Here is a 17,506-nt window from a genome sequence, read left to right as displayed (position 1 = left end):
GTACTATGCTAATCTAGAAAAGAGAGTATCGCCTTTGAAAAAGCAGGAGTTTTATATGTTCCGTTATGGTCTCCGTCCACAATTACAAATTCGCTTTTGGGAATAGCTTGATGTAGTTCCTCCGGACTGCCATTGTCCAAATCTTCATTACCCGCTATGACCAAAACTTTGGCCTGCACATAACTTAAATGACTTTTTCTTGTATACGGCTGAAAACGCTGTTGCAAGTACAGACTCCTAAAATCCGCATTTACGGATTTAGCATAATCTACCGCTTCTTGGGTCTCTTCCGTTACCCTGCCGTTAAATGCATGCATAAACTTAATTTTTCGAGGCCACCGGTAATGGGTGAAATCTATTCCCATACCGCCCAATACCGCTTTTTTCACCCGTTTATCCTTCAACAAGAGTTTGGCAAGCACAATACTCCCTCTAGAATACCCAACGGCCATATATTTTTTAAGCCTAAGGTGCTGCATGAGAAACATAATATCCATGATTTCTGAATCTAAGCTATACGCATCTTCCGTTTGCGGTTTGTCCGATTCTCCGTTACCCCTTAAATCAAGCGCAACCACCCTAAAACCTTCGGCTAATAGGTCAGCCTTTAAACTTGTATCTTCCCACGATTCCTTGGTATTTATGAACCCGTGAATCAACAACACAACATCTCCTTTACCTTCATCCGTATAGGCTATTTTTGTATCGTCAAACGAATTGAAAAATTGGGTCTGAGCCGATAATTCGGTAACGAACATGAACGGCATCACCAAAAGAAAAATACGAAGTGTACGCTTATACATTAACATAGATAATCCCTGTAATTACAGCAAGTCCAAAACTTAGCAATGTTCCTATTAAAATATATTCCGTAAGTTTCCTGTTGTTGCTTTCCTTTAAATCGTTAAAGCGAAAAACAGACTTTGCCCCTATCAAAAGCCCTATAGCCTCCCATCTGCCCATGATAATGAACATAAGAACAAATAACCGTTCTATTATTCCAATATACTTTCCGGCATTGGGCAAAGATTTATGGTCTAGTTCAATTTTATCCGACATGGCTTCCAACAACTTCCCCATAATAATCGCAGCAGGAGAACTTACAAATACAAGAGCGGTTACCAACGGCCAATCCAAACCTTGAAAAAGAGCTACCGTATGCTCTGTTAGGTTTCCATAGTATACACAACAGTATAGTACGGTCACATGCAGCACCTGATCTATGAAAAAAGGAATGCTCTTGAGACGGAATTTTGGAGTTAAGTATAGTTTTAGCAAATCGATAACATAATGCGAAACCATAATAACCAATGCTACTTTCCAAAAATTAAAATCCCAGACCAAAAGCATGGTCAAGGCAAAGTGAAGCAAGACGTGCGCGTACAAGTATTTAGACTTCTCCTTATTAGCTTCCTTATGAACTACCCAACGGTTGGGTTGTAGCAAAAAATCACCTATTAAATGTGCCAATAAAAGTTTTGTAAACAGAACCATCTAACCTAAATCTTTTAAAGTTTTTGAATAGTACCCAAGCAACTCTAGAACCAAATCTAGACGTGCTCTTTTTTGACGTTGACTTACCGCAGATTGTTTAATATTTAGCCTTTCGGCGATTTCCCGTTGTGAAGCATTGGGATTGTCTAGCGCCAATACAATTATTTCTGCCGATACGGTGCTCCAATCATCCATAAAGTGCAGGGCCAACTTAAGCATAAGATTTAAGGTGTCATCAAAAAAGCCATTGCCCGTAGCTATGGTTAAATTAAGCTTATCCTCTTTTAGTGATTCAAAAGTTCTACCGGATCTATGATAAGCCGGACCGTTAGACTCACTAACCCCCACCCCCTTAAACGTTTCATTACCCAAACCAATACCCATACGGACATCTAGCCCTTTTACGGTCTTCATTAAAGCCTTGATATATATTGCCGCTTGCAAAGCATCTTCCTTTGCTATTTTTAACTGAAACTCATCTCCTCTGTAAACCTCCCAATCTACTGGCGATTTACCTAGTTTGGATAAGTAATCCTTAAGAATGCCCAACCACTCCGATGAGTTGTAACCCTCGGAATTAATAATATCTCCTGTTATTATTGCTACCATAAACAATATAAGCTAAAACGCTAATATATTAAAATATAAGCTAAAACGCTAATATTTTTATTTATAAGTCAAAATGCTTATAATCAAAACCATCTTCGCACATTTAGACAGTACTGCTTGTACTCCTTTCCAAAAAGCTCCAAAAGAGCCATTTCTTCAGGAATAATCTGAAACCTGTTCATATACGCCACAAAACCGGCAGCCAATAACGTATTAAAGGCATTCCCTAACCAAATGCCCAAAGCCAGTAACAATATGAGCAATGCCAAATACATAGGGTTTCTAGAATAGGCAAAAATTCCTCCATCAACCAATTTACTTGCTTTAGAAGGTTTGGTCGGGTCTATAGTGGTTCGCTGGCGAAGAAACTGAAAAAGCGCAACACCAGCTACAAGCCCGGCAAACACTAATAAGCCATAAATCAAATAATACCTACCAAAAAAATCAAAATAACCAAAAGGCAAAAAAGTAGCAAGCAAATACATAAGACCTGCAAAAATCAAGAAAACAACTGCTGGAGGTATCTTCAATTCCATAGAAAGAAATATTTATAGCATATCAAAATTACTACTTTTGAGATCGGTAAATGCATCCAAGGAAAAACAATCTTAAAATTGGTCTATATGAAACTTGTTTTCGCTACGCATAACAAAAATAAACTTGAAGAAGTTAAAAAAATCGTACCTCCACATATAGAATTGGTTTCCTTAACGGACATTGGTTGCTTTGACGATATTCCGGAAACAGGGGCTACTTTGGAAGAAAACGCCCATATAAAAGCAGACTACGTTACCAAAAACTACGGCCTTGCATGCTTTGCCGACGACACAGGACTCTTGGTAGATGCATTAAATGGTGCTCCAGGCGTTTATTCCGCCAGATACGCCGGCACAGATAAAAATTCCGATGACAACATGAATAAGCTTTTAGAGAATCTAAAAAGCAAAAATAATCGCGCTGCACACTTTAAGACCGTTATAGCCCTGAATATCAATAATGAAAAATATGAGTTTAGCGGTATCGTAGAAGGAGAAATAACACAAGCAAAAAAAGGCGATAAAGGCTTTGGGTACGACCCTATTTTCCTTCCCAATGGTTATAATGAAACCTTTGCAGAACTTCCTTTGGAGACCAAAAACGCCATTAGCCACAGGGGCCGAGCCATGAGAAAATTAATAGATTTCCTCCAATAACGGCTATCTCAATAATAAAACGTACCTTTGCGCCTTAATTTTAACGCCGCCGGTATGGCAGGTGTTGCTCTGAGTACTAAGGTTATACACGATAATCGCTCTATGCAACACACCTATTAGCGATTAAGTATACCTTTTTTATGACAAAATTTGAAGCCTTAGGGCTAGACAAGTCCATATTGGACGCTGTCAAAGATATGGGATTCGAAAGCCCATCTGAAGTACAAGAAAAAGCAATCCCTATTTTATTGGAAAGTGAAACCGACCTAGTTGCACTAGCGCAAACAGGAACCGGTAAAACTGCTGCTTTTGGTTTTCCGTTAATTCAGAAAATAGATAACAATAGCAGAACTACCCAAGGTTTGGTACTCTCTCCTACCCGTGAACTTTGTTTGCAAATTACAAATGAGATGCAAGCTTATTCCAAATATGTAAAAGGCCTCAATACCGTTGCCATTTACGGAGGAGCAAGTATTACGGAACAAGCAAGACAGATCAAACGTGGCGCACAGATAGTTGTAGCAACTCCTGGGCGAATGAAAGATATGATCAGCCGTGGCCTGGTAGATATAAGCAAAATAGACTACTGCGTTCTAGATGAAGCAGATGAAATGCTTAACATGGGCTTCTTTGAAGATATAAAGGATATCCTTTCAAATACTCCCAAGGACAAATCTACGTGGTTGTTTTCAGCTACTATGCCAAGAGAAGTAGCTACCATAGCTAAAAAGTTCATGCACAGCCCTATGGAAATTACCGTGGGAGCTAAAAATGCTGGAACTTCAAACGTACAGCACGAATATTATGTAGTTGGGGGTAGAGATAGATATCCAGCGCTTAAAAGACTTGCAGATGCCAACCCGGATATTTTCTCGGTAGTTTTCTGTAGAACAAAAAGAGACACACAACGTGTAGCTGAAAAGCTAATTGAAGACGGTTATAATGCAGGTGCTTTACATGGAGATTTAAGTCAAAACCAGAGAGATTTGGTTATGAACTCTTTCCGTAAAAAGCAAATACAAATGCTTGTTGCTACAGATGTAGCGGCACGTGGTATTGATGTTGATGACATTACGCATGTTATCAATTACCAGCTTCCAGATGAAATTGAAACCTACACCCACCGTAGCGGTCGTACTGGTAGAGCTGGGAAATCAGGTATTTCAATGGTTATCGTTACCAGAAGTGAGATGCGTAAGATTCACGCTATAGAGAAAAAGATACAGCAAGATTTCATCTCCAAGAAAATTCCGACCGGAATAGAAATCTGTGAGATTCAACTATATCACTTGGCCAACAAAATCAAAGAAACAGAAATTAATGCAGATGTAGAAAACTATCTTCCTGCCATTAACGATGTATTAGAAGGTCTGGACAGAGATGAGCTTATTAAAAAAATAGTATCCGTAGAGTTTACCCGTTTTTCGAATTATTACAATAAGACGAAAGACATGAACACTTCTGATGACCGTGGTCGCGACAGAGATAGAGGAGAAAGAAACGCACACGTACCTTCAAACGGTTCTGTACGTTACTTCATAAACGTTGGAGAAAAAGATGGTTACGATTGGATGTCCTTAAAAGATTTCTTGCGCGACACATTGGATTTAGGCAAAGAGGATGTTTACAAGGTTGATACTAAAGATTCTTTTTCATTCTTTAATACCGAAGCTGAACATACAGATAAAATTCTTTCGTTTTTCACGGACTTTAAACTTGAAGGTAGGTTTATAAACGTAGAAGTATCCAAAAACCCTGGCGGAAGTGGCGGCGGTGGTCGTGGCAGAAGCAGAAGCGGCGGTGGCAGAAAAAGAGATCGTGACAACGATCGTGGTGGCCGCTCAAGAAGCAGAAACTCTTCTAAAGGAAAGCCAAGTCATTCCGGAAAAAGAAGAAGCTCAAAAAGTAGAAGCGATTTCTTCTAGACCTCAAGAAACTTATTTTTAAAGTTAATTGTATATTAAAAAATACGCTTCGGCGTATTTTTTTGTTTTGTTTAGTACTTTTAAACCTGTATGCTTAAAGTAATGAAACCACTCTTAATAATTATTCTACTATTTATCTCAACCTTTTCATTTGCTCAAGAGGAAGAAGTTTTAGAAGAAAAAGAAATAAAAGCCATAGTTGTTAATGCCCAAACCGATGCGGTTATGGGTGATGTTCATGTTATAAACTTGAACAAGGTAAAAGGAACAATTACCAAAGAAGATGGGGAATTTACAATTTCGGCATCGGTAGACGATATCCTTTATTTTTCTTTTTTAGGTTTCAAATCACAAAAAATCAGGGTTACCAATGACATGTTTAAATTCAAGGACACTAAAATTGCCTTAACGGAACTGGCCTATGCATTGGAAGAGGTGATCGTTAAACCGTATCAACTCACCGGCTATCTTGAAATAGACGTTAAGAACGCTCCTATAAATAATGCGTACCAATATAGTATTTCAGGACTTTCAGTAGGTTATGAAGGCGGTAATAAAAACCCAAGCGCCGTTACCAAAGTGTTGGGCGCCATTTTAAATCCCGCAGATTTATTGCGTAATCTCTTTGGAAAACAGCCCAACCAGATGAAAAAGCTACGCAAAATAAAAGAAGATGATCAGATACGAGATCTTTTGGCTTCAAAGTTTGACCGTGAAGTCTTAACGGAACTACTTCAGATAGAGAAACTGGACATTCAAGATATTCTAAACAATTGTAATTACTCCAAGTCCTTTATAAGAACTGCCAACGACCTGCAAATTCTAGATGCTATAAGCAGTTGTTACGAAGATTTTAAAGTATTAAATCGTAAAAAATAAATTTTCTATTTTCCACAGCATTTTATAGCTTTAGGGAAAATAGACTACTTATGAAAAGACTGCTCTCTGCGGTTGTTATTTTCTCCCTTCTTATCGCCTGCAAAGAAAAGCGAAAGAATCTTATAGAAGAAGTATCAATTAAAACCGATACTGTTTCCAAAACTATCGAACCCAAAAAAAAACTGCCCTTTATATGGGATGCAGCCAATATTTACTTTCTACTAACGGATAGGTTCAATAATGGCAACCCTGAAAACGATGTAAATTTTGAAAGAACCCAACCCACTGGGCCTTTAAGAGGTTTTATGGGAGGAGATATTCAAGGTATCACCCAAAAAATAGAGGAGGGTTATTTCTCAGACTTAGGTATCAACGCCATTTGGTTTACGCCCGTCATAGAACAAATTCACGGTAATACAGATGAAGGTACGGGAAGTACCTATGGTTATCATGGCTATTGGGCAAAGGATTGGACCGCTTTAGATCCTAATTTTGGGACCCGAAAAGATTTGGAAATCATGGTTAAAACCGCCCATACAAACGGAATTAGAGTTTTAATGGATGTGGTACTGAACCACACCGGACCTGTTACGGAGATAGATGAAGCATGGCCTGAAGAATGGATTAGGACTAAGCCTACTTGTGATTTCAGTTCCTACCAAACTACCGTAGAGTGTACCCTTGTAGATAACTTACCTGACGTTAAAACAGAATCCAATGAAGCCGTAGAACTGCCTGATGCCCTATTGGCCAAATGGAAAGAGGAAGGACGTTTAAGTCAGGAACTAGATGAACTTCAGCTTTTCTTTGAACGTACCGGTTACCCAAGAGCTCCAAGATACTATATCATAAAATGGCTTACGGATTATGTAAACAATCTTGGAATAGATGGTTTTAGAGTAGACACGGTAAAACATGTTAACGAAAATGCATGGTCCGAACTTTATAAAGAAGCTTCCCACGCCTTTGAAAATTGGAAAAAGATGCACCCTGAAAAGGTACTTGATGACCAGCCGTTCTACATGGTGGGCGAAGTGTACAATTATGGTATTTCCGGTGGTAGGGAATACGATTTTGGCGATAAAAAAGTAGATTATTTTGCCCATGGATTTAAAAGTCTCATCAATTTTGAACTAAAGGAAGATGCCAAAAAAGACTACGAATCTATTTTTCGCAAGTATAATAAAATACTGCACTCGCAGCTTTCCGGAAAAAGTGTGGTAAACTACCTAACCTCCCATGATGATGGTCACCCTTTTGATGCCGAGAGAACAAACCCATTTAAAGCCGCAAACATACTGTTGCTTACGCCTGGTGCATCACAAATCTATTACGGAGATGAAACGGCCCGAGATCTAACCATTAAAGCTACCGAAGATAACCCCGTACAAGGAGACGCCACACTACGCTCCTTTATGAATTGGGACGAACTTGATAGCTTACCAAGGACTCAAGAAATACTACAGCACTGGAAAAAACTGGGTACTTTTAGAAGAAACCATTTGGCAGTTGGCGCAGGAAGACATAAAAGACTGGGGAAAACGCCTTATGTTTTTAGCCGAAGCTACGTAGACGGTGACTACAAAGACAAAGTAGTTGTTGGGCTAGATTTACCAAAAGGGAAAAAATCGCTTTGGGTAAAAGGCTTCTTTGGTGATGGAACAACACTTTACGACACCTATTCAGAAACAGAAGTAGTGGTTGCAAACGGTAAAGTAATCTTAGAAAATGATTATGATATTGCTCTTTTGGAACTGAAAGAATAAAAGAGAATAAACACAATAAAAAGAGCCCTTTAAAACGAAGGGCTCTTTTTTATTTTACACCAAATTTACTTTTCCAAGTTTTCCTTTAAACTGGCCAAACCTGCTTCAAAATCCTTTCCTACAGCCTTATCCATGCTCATAAAGAGCATCATAATATTCATAGGAAACTTATGCTTTCCTGAAAAGCCCCAAGTTACCTTAGTATTTCCGTTACTCGCATCGTCTACCTGAAGATAACAATCAGACGTCGATTTAAAAGGTTTCAAAAACCGAAGTTCAGATTCTATGCGTTCTCCATCTATAATATTCTTAATTTCCTGTTCTCCTTCCCCTACTTCTTTGTTGCCGTTCCAATAACTGGTACAACCTACTTCTCCATCAGTACCGGTAAAGCGCTTCTCCATATTCGGGTCTTTTTTTGCCCATGGAGACCACTCATCCATCTTTTTTAAAGATTTTAAATATTGAAAAACTTCTGGTTTGGACTTGGCTACCTCTACCGTCCTAAAAACATTATAGGTTTTTGGTGCAATTAGTGATAATACAAAAATTAACACGACAACACTTACTACAACATAAAGTAATGTATACATAATAGATTGATTTGTTGGTTATTACAGAAATATACTAAAAACTCCCGTGATTTTAAATAAATCAAAAATCTGAATTCTCCTTTTAAATATAGTTAGTAACTTATACGCCGTCTTTTTTAATTTCGGCTTCGTATCGCTTCAAGACGTCATCAATACTCCGCACAGATTTTTTGGTCCAATCCAGCTGTTTTTCGGCCTTTTCCTCTTCGGTTAAACCCCATTGCAAATCCGTCGCACGCATTTTCACCGTTAAGTGCTGTAAAATAATCGCTGCTGAAACGGATATGTTCAAGCTTTCCGTAAAGCCCATCATAGGAATTTTTAAAAACCCGTCACTCATATCAATTGCCTCTTGGCTAAGCCCCTTCCGCTCCGTCCCGAACAACAGGGCCGTTTTTCCTTCAATCTTAAAATCCTCTAGCAAATTAGAATCGTTATGCGGTGTTGTAGCAATGATTTTATAACCTTCGTTCTTAAGCTTTTCTATACAGTCCCTAGTATTTTTATGACGGTGTACATCTACCCATTTCTGTGCTCCCATAGCTATTTCACTGTCCAATTTTTTACCAAACCTAGACTCTATAACATGCGCTTCTTGAATACCGAACACTTCACAACTACGGATTACGGCACTGGTATTGTGCATCTGGTATACATCTTCAATGGCTACGGTAAGTAATTTTGTACGATCTTTTAGTACATCTAGAAACCTTTGCTTTCTTTCTTCGGTTATAAAATTCTCAAGATATTTAAGAAGTTGTTTATCTGCCATATATCGAATATAATAAAAACTCTATTTTTATAATGATGAAGAAAAAAATTACCGTTTTAACAGGAGCCGGAATCAGTGCGGAAAGCGGCATAAATACGTTTAGGGATGCCGGTGGATTATGGGAAGGACATGATGTTATGGAGGTGGCATCTCCCCAGGGCTTTGCCAAAAATCCAGAACTAGTGCTTAATTTCTATAATCAAAGGCGAAGACAATTACCCGAAGTATTCCCCAACGAAGCACACAAGGCTCTTTTTAAGTTAGAAAATTCGTATGATGTTACCATTGTTACCCAGAACGTAGACGACCTTCATGAAAGGGCGGGCAGCACCAATCTTATTCATATTCACGGAGAACTTCTAAAGGCAAGAAGCACAGTAAACGAAAACACGGTACTTCCTTGGAAGGCCGATTTAAATTTAGGCGACCTATGTGAAAAAGGCTATCAGTTACGACCGCATATCGTTTGGTTCGGGGAAGCGGTACCTTTACTCAAAGAGGCCGCTTTGGCGACTCAAAAGGCAGATATTGTCATAATTATAGGTACCTCTATGCAAGTCTATCCTGCTGCAAGCTTAATTGATTACGCCCAGGAAAACGTGCCCATATATTTTATAGACCCCAACCCTAACGTTTCCAAAAACCATTATAACAACCTGACCGTTATTGCAAAAACAGCCGTAGAAGGTGTTCCAAATTTGGTTAACGAACTCCTGAAGCAGGCTTAAAATAAAGCTATAATGACACAAGAGGAACTATACAAAGCACTGGACTATGTGAATCACTCACGTGAAAAACGAGCAGAAATGGCCGATCTTATTAGTAAAAACCCACAATTGGTGGATGCCCTTTTACAAATTGCCTTTACTGTTGATGACCCTATTTCCAATAGAGCATGCTGGGTACTGGAGTTTACAGCAAAAGAAAACCTATCTTTTATTTACCCACATCTAGATGTTTTCACCGCTAACCTAAGCAGAGTGCGTTTTGATTCTGCCATTAGGCCAGTTGCCAAGATTTGCGAATTCCTGACCATGGCTTATTTCTCAAAGGAAAAGAATGAACTGCAGCAAGTATTAACGGAAGACCAACTAGAACAAATAACCACTGCCTGTTTTGATTGGCTGATAGGAGATTACAAAGTAGCCGCCAAAGCGTATTCAATAACTTCCCTTTATTTATTAGGGCACAAATTCTCATGGATACACCCCGAACTAAAAATGGTCCTAGAGCAAAGTTATGCAGATGGAAGTGCCGCATACAAAGCCAGAGCCAGACATGCTTTGGCCAAACTCAAGAAGCATTTACCCTAAAAACCGAGTTATTAACTTTTTAGGTACAACTTTTTACCACAAGAACCTTAAAAACCTTTTAAAACTACCCATCTTAAGGTATCTTTGCTTTTTTTCAAAAATCAACCTTATACAACGTTATGTCGCTAAACGCTTTGAACGCTATTTCGCCTATAGATGGGCGCTACAGAAGTAAAACTGAACCATTGGCACCGTTTTTCTCGGAAGAAGCCCTTATAAAATACAGAGTACGTGTTGAAATTGAATATTTCATAGCTCTTTGCGAAATTCCGCTACCTCAGCTTGCCGATTTTGACCATTCCAAATTTGGGGCACTTAGAGAAATCTACCAGAATTTTGATACCGTAGATGCACAGGAAATAAAAGATATTGAGAAAACGACCAATCACGATGTAAAAGCAGTAGAATATTTCATTAAAGCTGCTTTTGACAAATTGGGACTTTCCGCTCATAAGGAGTTCATTCATTTTGGACTTACTTCCCAGGATATTAACAATACGGCAATTCCCCTTTCCATAAAAGAGGCTACCAACGAAGTATATGTACCCGAGTACACCAAGCTATTGAACAAAATTCAAGAATTGGCAACAGAATGGGCAGAAATACCCATGCTGGCAAGAACACATGGCCAACCCGCATCTCCTACGCGCTTGGGCAAAGAAATTGAAGTTTTCGTGGTTCGTTTAAAAGAACAGTTCAACCTCTTGAACGATATACCCAGTGCGGCTAAATTTGGCGGGGCTACGGGTAATTACAACGCTCACAAAGTGGCCTACCCATCTATTGACTGGAAAGCTTTTGGAACTAAATTCGTTCAGGAAAAATTAGGTCTTCACCATTCTTTTCCTACTACACAAATAGAGCATTATGACCACATGGCCGCCTTGTTCGATACTTTAAAACGAATAAATACCATTATTCTAGATTTGGACCGTGATTTTTGGACTTACGTATCCATGGATTATTTCAAACAAAAAATTAAAAAGGGAGAAGTTGGCTCTTCTGCCATGCCACATAAGGTAAACCCAATAGATTTTGAAAATTCAGAAGGTAACATAGGTATCGCCAATGCGTTGTTTGAACACTTATCCGCCAAGTTGCCTGTTTCAAGATTACAGCGCGACCTTACGGACAGTACCGTACTTAGAAATGCCGGTATGCCATTTGCCCATACAGTTATTGCCTTTCAATCTACTTTGAAAGGATTGAACAAGCTTTTATTGAACAAAGATAAGTTTGAACAAGACCTTGAAAATAACTGGGCGGTAGTTGCCGAAGCTATCCAAACCATTTTACGAAGAGAAGGTTACCCTAACCCATACGAAGCTTTAAAAGGGTTAACCCGTACCAATGCTAAAATAGACCAGAATTCAATTGCAGATTTCATTGATACACTTGATGTTTCGGATGCAATCAAAAAAGAATTAAAAGTAATAACACCAAGTAATTATACTGGTATTTAAGGATTATAAAAAATATCCCTAACGAAAAAAAGGCCGCAAATGCGGCCTTCTTCGGGGGATAATGGTTAGTGTTTATGTAAAAATTATCCTTTCTTTTGAATCTCAACTTGATGTGGGTAAGGAATTTCAATTCCAGCTTTATCCAGTGCGATTTTACAGTTTTCTAAAGTTCCAAAATATACATCCCAATAGTCTTCTGGCTTACAGAAAGGACGTACGGCAAAGTTAACCGAGCTATCTGCCAATTCCGAAACATTTACAGAGGGTGCAGGATCTTTTAAAACCTTTGGGTCTGCCAAAAGAACGTTAAGCAAAACTTCCTTGGCTGTTTTAATATCCTCTCCATACCCTACTCCAATAGTAGTATCTACTCTCATTTTACCTTCCGCAGTATAGTTTATGATATTTCCATTTGCCATGGCACCATTAGGGATAATGGCCAATTTGTTCTGGGGTGTTACTAGTTTTGTGGTAAAAATTTCAATTTCTTTTACAGAACCTAAAACTCCTTGTGCTTCTACCAAATCGCCAATTTTATAAGGCTTAAATATGATAAGCAATACGCCACCCGCAAAATTGGACAAAGAACCTTGTAACGCAAGACCAATAGCAAGACCTGCTGCTGCAATAATGGCGGCAAAACTAGTTGTTTCAACTCCTAATTTTGAAATGACCATTATAATCAAGAAAATTGTAAGAGCCCATTTTACCAAACTCAATAAAAACTTCTGTAAAGATTCATCATAACTCTTACGAGCCATTCCTTTACTAAGAACATTCATTATTTTTTTGATAATCCATGAACCAATAATGTAAATTACTATTGCTCCTAATACTTTTGGACCGTATTCAACAACAAAGTCAATTCCTTTGCTCATCCATACTTCTGCTTGTTCCATAATCTTTTATAGTTTTCTGGTTAACGTTATACTAAGTTAGACACCCAATATTTTAAAAGGTCACTTAAAACTTAAATTTTATTCAAAAAAAAAAAAAACAAACCAGAAGAACTGGTTTGTTTTTTCAAAATATAATATGAGGTGTACTTTATTTCATAAAATCCACAAAATTAGATAGTTCACTTTCTTTTAATTCCGATTTTTCAAGTGCTTGAACAAACTGAATCATTTTTGCCGGATTCATATTATTTCCTAAAACCCGGACCACTAAAAAGCCCTTATCATCATTATCTCCATAAATCACCACCTCATCTATGGCATCTTCATCTCCCAAATACTTAATGGTAGCCTTGCCAAAATCTGTATTCATTTTCATGAGTTCAGTAAAACCTTCAGCGTTTAGTATAGATTTTACAATAGCCTTCTCCTTCTGAAAATCTGCCTTGTTGGCCTCTGTTTTCTTAAAAGCAAGAACATTTAGTTTCTTTAACGAACCTAAGCTTTCTTTTTGTTCAGGAGACAATTCTGCTTCCTTGATATTTAACAGACCCGCGGGCAAGTCTAAGGTCAGGAAATTAGGGTTCTCTGAATTTGTTACATAATACTGCTGTAGGCTAGGTGTAGAATTACAAGCACCAAGTAGACCCAGAAGCAGTACTGCCACAATCATATTTATTCTTTTCATATAATTCTTTTTAAAGGATTAAGTTTTACCAAAAGTTTATGCGGGACTCCAGTATTACCTTCCTCCTACTTCGTTTAACTCTTCAGGTAAATCCATCTTTCTAGTTAGCGCCCCAATCTTATTTAGATCTATATCTCCCGTTAAGGAAACCAACACACTTTCAAAACTTCTGTTGCCCATATCAAGTTCATCGTTATTAATATCCGACACAAATAATAAAAGCTCACTAACATGATCTTCATCCCTACCTTGCTTAATATAGAATTTTACGGTGGCATCTTTATCCCTCACTTTCATGAGTTCTTCAAGGTTAGAAGATTTTAGATACTTTTTTACCGTTTTGCCCATGTCTTCCGAAATTCTAACATCTTCGGTAATAAAAACTTTAATACCATCCAGACCTTGAGCGATATCCGCAAAATCTTGGGCGTCTTGGTCTTCCTTATCAAAAGCGGCAATATTACCCGCTAACCTTATCATACTTTTATTCACGGTTACTGACCCCACATTTTTCATATTATCATACTTATCGAATATGGACTGCGAAATTCCAAAGAATGGCAAAAGGGCCAATGCTAGTACTACACTTAATTTTTTCATGACTGTTCGTTTTAAGATTAATAATGATTTTGATTATTGATTGATGATGATTTCTGTATTATCTATTCTTACCTGCCTCATTAAGTTCTTCGGGCAAGTTCATTTTTTTCGTTAATGAACCTATTTTGTTCAAGTCTATGTCTCCGGTTAAGGATAACAATACGGTTTCAAATTTTCTTCCGTTTACATCTATGTCAGATTTCATTCCGGTTACGAACATCAAGAGTTCGCTCACATGGTCATCGTCTTTACCACTACGGATGTAAAATTTTACGTTGGCATCTTTATCCTTTACGCGCATTAGTTCTTCTAACTTGGCCGATTTAAGGTATTTATCTACCGATAGTTTCATATCGCCCGCAATAACTTTGTCTTCTGTAATAAAGACCTTTAGGTTATTTAAACTCTTGGCTATATCCATAAAATCTTTGGCCTCAGGGTCATCTACCTCAACATCTATTTTACTTAATAAATTAAACATGCTACGGTTTACTACTACCGCACTTACCTTATCTAGGTCTTCATATTTATCAAAAAGGGACTGTGAAAAGCCTATGACCGGTAACATTGCTACCATTAGTACAATTAATATCTGTTTCATTTTTCGGGTTTTAATTTTACTTCTTGTTATAAATTTTTTGTTTTGCTACCACAAACTCGTTTAGGTAGCCCATTTTTTCCGTGCCTCTCTCCATATTCTGGCTAAGCATATCCAAGGCCTTTTTGGTTTCGTTATAAGCGTAAAGGGCCTGTTGCTGCTCTAGTTCTTTTTCATCATAATAGGTTTTGCCCAAATACACCCCAAACATAAGTACCACCGCTGCAGCAATTGACATCCATTTATACAAACTTCTGCTACCTCCTGTAGTCTTAGGTTCCAAAACAATTTCCTTAGAAAGTTGTTCCTTTTTAGCTCCGCTCGTAAAACTGAACAGCGGAATATACTGCTCCAAGTTTTCAGGCACCTCTCCTTTAGAAAAAAACGCTCGTAGCTCTTTTTCTTCTGCCACTGTTGTTTCTGCTTCAAAATATTTTTCCAGCAATTTTTCTATTCTATCCAATTCCATAGCTGTGTTTTTGAATTAATCTCTCCCTTACGGTCTTCCTTGCCCTAGACAGGGCCACTCTTACCGCTGTGGGTTTCATTTCTAACATTTTTGCAATCTCTTCATAGTCATATTCCTCAACATCTCGCAACTGCAATACCATTTTTTGTTGTTCCGGCAAATCTTCCATTATTTTTTCTACCCATGAAACACTGTCATTTGCTTCTACTTGTTTTTGTAACGAACTACCTTTCTCTACATAGTTGGTATGCACCAACTTCAGGTTTCCGGCCTGTTTGGATTTTAAGCGATCCAAACAAAAGTTTTTGGTCATGGTCATAGCAAAAGCTTCTACATTCTTATATTGGCCCATATTCTTGCTTTTGGCCCAAAGTTTCAGCAGAATTTCCTGTGTGGCATCTTCAGCTTCTTCTCTTGACACCAATAACCGTTTTGCCAAACGAAATAGCTTATCCTGAAAAGGACCAACAATTTTTAAAAAATCTGCCTGTTGCATTCTATTGGTATAGTTATTTAAACATCTTTAAAAGACGTTACACAATGAAGACGAACCACTCTTAATTATGTTACAAATATTTTTTATATTTCATTTTTGTAAGTAAAGGCTACAACCTTTTACTAATCATCTACGTATACTAATTAAGAACTTTTAATTTAAACTCCCCCATTATATTATCACTCATTTTTTGGAACGGTAATTGATTCGGTAGTTATAGCCTCATAAAAAAACTATGAAAAAGTATTTCTTATCGCTCCTATCTGTTGGACTTCTATTCGCTAGTTGTAAAAATGACGACAATATTTTTCCTGATGAACCGGAAGAAGTAAAGACGGCATCTGATTTTCCTGCTCAAAATTTCATGTACCAGGTCATGAATTCTTTTTACTTCTGGCAAGCCGAAGTTCCTAATCTCTCGGATAACAAGTTTGAAGACTTGGCGGATCCTGACTATATTTCGTTTTTAGCTTCTGAGGATGACCCTAGTCGCTTTTTTTACAACGATTTATGTAAAGATCATGTTGACGCTGTTGGCGAGAGTGCCGCCCAAGACAGATTCAGTCGTGCTGTTGAAAATTATAAAGATCTAGTAAATTCGTTACAAGGCATTTCTAGTAGTAACGGTCTTGAATTTCAATTATATCTTGCAGAAAATGAGATTGATGTATACGGTGTTGTCACTTATATTTTACCAGATTCAGATGCAGCTAGCAAGGATATTTCAAGAGGGGAAATCTTTAATGGTGTAAACGGACAAGCCCTTACCCTTAGCAATTATATAGATTTACTTTTTAGTGATAATGCGAGTTATACGCTTAATATGGCAGATTTGTCTGAAGATGACCTTATAGGAAATGGTAAAGAGGTAGCATTGACCAAGATTGAGAATTTTGCGGAAAACCCTATCCATTTGAGTAAAATCATAGAGCAGAACGGCACAAAAATAGGTTACATAATGTACAACGGTTTTTTAGCCGCATATGACGACCAATTAAATGATGTTTTTGGTACGCTGAAAGAACAAAATGTTCAAGAATTAATTTTAGATTTTAGATACAATGGTGGTGGCAGAGTAACTTCTGCAATACAAATTGCCAGTGCGGTATATGGTACAGAAACGGATAAGCTTTTCTTAAAAGCCCGTTACAATGATAAAATTATGGCCACTTTTGAAACTGGAGATGGAGAGGATTATTTTACGGATGTAACATATGACTCAAAAACGCCTCTCAACACCCTTAATCTAAAAAGGGTCTTTGTTATTGCTACAGACAGAACGGCATCCGCCAGTGAGCTTGTTATGAACGGTCTGGCTCCATATGTAGATGTTGTACATATTGGAGACGTAACCGTAGGTAAGAGCGAATTTTCAAATACAATGGTAGACGATCGTGAAAGTAATTATTTCTATTCAGAAGACCGTGAAGACTTTATCAACCCTGACAACCAGTGGGGGCTACAACCCTTATTTGGTAAAAATGAAAATGCAGATGGGTTTTCAGATTATGAAAGTGGATTAATTCCTGATTACCCATTAAGGGAGGATCTTGAAAATATGGGGGTACTTGGCGAAGAAGATGAGCCGTTATTAGCATTGGCCTTATCAGTAATTTCGGGTAATACGGCCAAACAAAATTTGAACGCTACATTAGCTCCCAAACCCTTTTCAAATTCTAGGGTTTTCTCTTTGACAACGAACGCAATGGTTATGGATGGTTTACTTAAACCGTTAAAAAGGAAAAATTAAAA

20 protein-coding genes are annotated in these 17,506 nt (G+C 37.9%); 8 read left to right on the top strand and 12 right to left on the bottom strand.

Translation table 11 applies throughout. The features are described from left to right. Positions 1-8 precede the first annotated feature (8 nt). The 4 genes from H9565_RS09400 to H9565_RS09385 form a co-directional block, all read right to left on the bottom strand. Positions 9-809, bottom strand: coding sequence for an alpha/beta fold hydrolase (locus tag H9565_RS09400; RefSeq protein ID WP_246560465.1), 801 nt, complete (start codon positions 807-809; stop codon positions 9-11). After that, positions 796-1,494 (bottom strand): DUF3307 domain-containing protein, encoded by a 699-nt coding sequence (locus H9565_RS09395; protein ID WP_215439001.1) that lies wholly within the window; start codon positions 1,492-1,494, stop codon positions 796-798. The genes H9565_RS09400 and H9565_RS09395 overlap by 14 nt, the downstream gene beginning before the upstream one ends. Next, positions 1,495-2,103 (bottom strand): SatD family protein, encoded by a 609-nt coding sequence (locus H9565_RS09390; protein WP_215439000.1) that lies wholly within the window; start codon positions 2,101-2,103, stop codon positions 1,495-1,497. An 83-nt stretch (positions 2,104-2,186) separates the two neighbouring features. Continuing rightward, entirely contained in the window at positions 2,187-2,639 is a 453-nt protein-coding gene (locus H9565_RS09385) for a methyltransferase family protein (RefSeq protein WP_215438999.1), read from the bottom strand. Between the two features lie 87 nt (positions 2,640-2,726). Here H9565_RS09385 and H9565_RS09380 point away from each other — a divergent pair, with 87 nt between their 5' ends. The 4 genes from H9565_RS09380 (at position 2,727) to H9565_RS09365 (ending at position 7,866) form a co-directional block, all read left to right on the top strand. Beyond that, positions 2,727-3,296, top strand: a complete 570-nt coding sequence (locus tag H9565_RS09380) for a non-canonical purine NTP diphosphatase (protein ID WP_215438998.1) — start codon at positions 2,727-2,729, stop codon at positions 3,294-3,296. A 140-nt stretch (positions 3,297-3,436) separates the two neighbouring features. Then, positions 3,437-5,221 carry a DEAD/DEAH box helicase gene (locus H9565_RS09375; RefSeq protein ID WP_215438997.1) on the top strand — a complete coding sequence of 595 codons (1,785 nt, stop codon included), beginning with the start codon at positions 3,437-3,439 and terminating at the stop codon, positions 5,219-5,221. 102 nt (positions 5,222-5,323) lie between these two features. Continuing rightward, positions 5,324-6,100: a carboxypeptidase-like regulatory domain-containing protein gene (locus tag H9565_RS09370; RefSeq protein WP_215438996.1), complete on the top strand. Its 777-nt coding sequence runs from the start codon at positions 5,324-5,326 to the stop codon at positions 6,098-6,100. Positions 6,101-6,150: 50 nt separating this feature from the next. Further along, the gene (locus tag H9565_RS09365; RefSeq protein WP_215438995.1) at positions 6,151-7,866 is read left to right on the top strand and encodes an alpha-amylase family glycosyl hydrolase; all 1,716 of its coding nucleotides are present in this window, start codon (positions 6,151-6,153) and stop codon (positions 7,864-7,866) included. 65 nt (positions 7,867-7,931) lie between these two features. Here H9565_RS09365 and H9565_RS09360 read toward each other — a convergent pair whose 3' ends face one another. Both H9565_RS09360 and H9565_RS09355 read right to left on the bottom strand, forming a co-directional pair. Continuing rightward, positions 7,932-8,459: an SRPBCC family protein gene (locus H9565_RS09360; protein WP_215438994.1), complete on the bottom strand. Its 528-nt coding sequence runs from the start codon at positions 8,457-8,459 to the stop codon at positions 7,932-7,934. A 100-nt stretch (positions 8,460-8,559) separates the two neighbouring features. Further along, positions 8,560-9,231, bottom strand: coding sequence for a TrmH family RNA methyltransferase (locus tag H9565_RS09355; protein ID WP_215438993.1), 672 nt, complete (start codon positions 9,229-9,231; stop codon positions 8,560-8,562). Between the two features lie 32 nt (positions 9,232-9,263). On the opposite strand from H9565_RS09355, the gene H9565_RS09350 reads away from it, so the two are divergent. The 3 genes from H9565_RS09350 (at position 9,264) to purB (ending at position 12,007) form a co-directional block, all read left to right on the top strand. After that, positions 9,264-9,959: an SIR2 family NAD-dependent protein deacylase gene (locus H9565_RS09350; RefSeq protein ID WP_215438992.1), complete on the top strand. Its 696-nt coding sequence runs from the start codon at positions 9,264-9,266 to the stop codon at positions 9,957-9,959. Positions 9,960-9,971: 12 nt separating this feature from the next. Then, a complete protein-coding gene (locus H9565_RS09345; RefSeq protein WP_215438991.1) occupies positions 9,972-10,544 on the top strand; it encodes an adenylosuccinate lyase in 573 nt (190 codons plus the stop codon). A gap of 119 nt (positions 10,545-10,663) precedes the next feature. Next, positions 10,664-12,007, top strand: a complete 1,344-nt coding sequence (gene purB / locus H9565_RS09340; protein ID WP_215438990.1) for an adenylosuccinate lyase — start codon at positions 10,664-10,666, stop codon at positions 12,005-12,007. An 83-nt stretch (positions 12,008-12,090) separates the two neighbouring features. On the opposite strand, the gene H9565_RS09335 is transcribed toward purB, so the two are convergent. From H9565_RS09335 to H9565_RS09310, 6 genes are all read right to left on the bottom strand, one after another. After that, complete coding sequence (locus H9565_RS09335) at positions 12,091-12,906, bottom strand: mechanosensitive ion channel family protein (protein ID WP_215438989.1); 816 nt, start codon at positions 12,904-12,906, stop codon at positions 12,091-12,093. A 148-nt stretch (positions 12,907-13,054) separates the two neighbouring features. After that, positions 13,055-13,591 (bottom strand): DUF4252 domain-containing protein, encoded by a 537-nt coding sequence (locus tag H9565_RS09330; RefSeq protein ID WP_215438988.1) that lies wholly within the window; start codon positions 13,589-13,591, stop codon positions 13,055-13,057. Between the two features lie 54 nt (positions 13,592-13,645). Then, positions 13,646-14,191 carry a DUF4252 domain-containing protein gene (locus H9565_RS09325; protein ID WP_215438987.1) on the bottom strand — a complete coding sequence of 182 codons (546 nt, stop codon included), beginning with the start codon at positions 14,189-14,191 and terminating at the stop codon, positions 13,646-13,648. A gap of 58 nt (positions 14,192-14,249) precedes the next feature. Then, positions 14,250-14,792: a DUF4252 domain-containing protein gene (locus H9565_RS09320; RefSeq protein ID WP_215438986.1), complete on the bottom strand. Its 543-nt coding sequence runs from the start codon at positions 14,790-14,792 to the stop codon at positions 14,250-14,252. Positions 14,793-14,808: 16 nt separating this feature from the next. Further along, positions 14,809-15,258 (bottom strand): hypothetical protein, encoded by a 450-nt coding sequence (locus H9565_RS09315; RefSeq protein ID WP_215438985.1) that lies wholly within the window; start codon positions 15,256-15,258, stop codon positions 14,809-14,811. Then, positions 15,245-15,754, bottom strand: a complete 510-nt coding sequence (locus H9565_RS09310) for an RNA polymerase sigma factor (protein ID WP_215438984.1) — start codon at positions 15,752-15,754, stop codon at positions 15,245-15,247. The genes H9565_RS09315 and H9565_RS09310 overlap by 14 nt, the downstream gene beginning before the upstream one ends. A 235-nt stretch (positions 15,755-15,989) precedes the next feature. Here H9565_RS09310 and H9565_RS09305 point away from each other — a divergent pair, with 235 nt between their 5' ends. After that, positions 15,990-17,504, top strand: coding sequence for a S41 family peptidase (locus H9565_RS09305; RefSeq protein ID WP_215438983.1), 1,515 nt, complete (start codon positions 15,990-15,992; stop codon positions 17,502-17,504). Positions 17,505-17,506: the final 2 nt, after the last annotated feature.

This window comes from Zobellia russellii (assembly GCF_018728565.1).
Classification (GTDB): domain Bacteria; phylum Bacteroidota; class Bacteroidia; order Flavobacteriales; family Flavobacteriaceae; genus Zobellia; species Zobellia russellii.
The sequence above is the reverse complement of the archived record's forward strand: the minus strand, read 5'-3'. Positions and strand labels throughout refer to the sequence as shown.